The following is a 1624-nucleotide window of genomic DNA, read 5'->3' as shown; positions in this document are numbered from 1 at the left end:
CCCCATGATTGCCGGCCAGCGGCCGGCACTACCGATTGCGAGCGTTACCGCGAGAACTCGCGCAGCATCACCGCAATCGAGGCCACGTTGGCCAGCACACACAGCCAGAACACCCACTGGAACGCGGCCTTGCGGTGCTTGTGACGGAACACGGCCTGGCCCAGCAGCGCGCCTGGCCAGCCCCCGGCGAAGGCCAGCAGCTGCAGGGTGCGCTCGGGAATGCGCGATTGCTTTCGCTGCGCCGCACGCTTGTCGTGGCCATACAGCCCGAACGACACCACGCTGGCCAGCAGGCACCAGCCGCCCAGCCACAGCGGCAGCACGCCGCTGACCATCAGCGCGATCAGCGCACCGAAGGCGGCGAGCCCGAGATTGCGCCGCCACGCCACTTACAGCGCGTCGAGGAAGCCGCGCACGGCCGGGCCGAAACGCTCGAAATCAACAAGGAACGCATCGTGGCCCTGTGGCGACTCCAGGCCGACGAAGCGCGCATCGGCACCGCCGGCACGCAGGCCGTCGGCGACCTGTTGCTGCTGCTGCACCGGGAACAGGATGTCGGTGTTGGCGCCGATCGCCAGCGCCTTTTCCACCCGGATCTTCGCCAGGCCGGCCAGCACATCGCCATCGGCGTACTCGGCCAGATCGAACCAGTCCATCGAGCGGCTCAGGTAGAGGTAGCAGTTCGGATCGAAGAAGCGCACGAAGCGCCGCGCGTGGCCTTCCAGGTAACTTTCCACCTGGAATTCAAGGCCGAACGGATCATCGTCGGCCTGGTCCGAATCCAGCCGCACGCGGCCGAAGCGACCATCCCATTCCAGTGCCGAGCGATAGGTGATGACGCCCAGCTTGCGCGCCATGCGCATGCCCGACTCGGGATACTCGGCATCGTCGTAGTGGCCGCCGTTCCAGCGCGGGTCAAGGCGGATCGCCTCGCGCTGCAGCGAGCGGATCGCGATCGAGAACGGCAATGCCTGCGCGCTGCCGGAGATGTTGACATGGCTGCGCGCGATGCCCGGGTGCAGCATCAGCACCGCCAACGCGGTCATGCCGCCCATCGAGTTGCCGACCACGCAGGCCAGCTGCGCGATGCCCAGCGCGCGCACCACCTCGATGGCAGCGCGCGCGCCGTCTTCGATCGACAGCTCGGGGAAATCGAGGCGGTAGGGTTCACCGGTAGCGGGGTTGAGCGAGGCCGGACCGGTCGAGCCCTTGCAGCTGCCCAGCGAGTTCACGCACACCACGAACCAGCGATCGGTATCGATCGGCTTGGCGGGCCCGACCATCGCCTCCCACCAGCCTGGTGCCGGGTTGGCGTCGTTGGCCGCCGCATGCGCGTCCGGTGACAGGCCGGTCACGATCAGGATCGCGTTGCTGGCATCGGCGGCCAGCGTTCCCCAGGTTTCGTAGGCCACGCGTGCGCCATGCAGTGCGCCACCGCGCTTGAACGGGAACGGCGAGGGCAGGGCGTGGAAGCGGGTGCCGGGCGGGATGAATTCGGTCATGCAGGCATTCTAGCGGGGCTGCATGTGGAGCTGGCGACACGCTGGTTTCCATCGACGATGCGCCCGGTAGTGCCGGCCGCTGACCGGCAACCATGCGGGCGCATCAACATTCATGGGGGTGC

General features: G+C 67.9%; 2 protein-coding genes. Both read right to left on the bottom strand.

Annotated features, from left to right (window positions below; all coding sequences use genetic code 11):
- Positions 1-44: 44 nt before the first annotated feature.
- The gene (locus tag O0J73_RS22315) at positions 45-389 is read right to left on the bottom strand and encodes a DUF1294 domain-containing protein (RefSeq protein ID WP_308309669.1); all 345 of its coding nucleotides are present in this window, start codon (positions 387-389) and stop codon (positions 45-47) included.
- On the bottom strand, positions 390-1502 hold the full coding sequence (locus O0J73_RS22310) for a homoserine O-acetyltransferase (RefSeq protein ID WP_308309668.1): 1113 nt from the start codon (positions 1500-1502) through the stop codon (positions 390-392).
- Between the last annotated feature and the right edge of the window lie 122 nt (positions 1503-1624).

Source organism: Stenotrophomonas sp. Sm6012 (genome assembly GCF_030985895.1).
Lineage (GTDB): Bacteria > Pseudomonadota > Gammaproteobacteria > Xanthomonadales > Xanthomonadaceae > Stenotrophomonas > Stenotrophomonas forensis.
This window is presented reverse-complemented; position numbering and strand designations above follow the sequence as displayed.

Bases quoted from the DNA above. Each gene is read 5' to 3' on its own strand.
- O0J73_RS22310 (WP_308309668.1), bottom strand. From the start codon at position 1,502: ATGACCGAATTCATCCCGCCCGGCACCCGCTTCCACGCCCTGCCCTCG.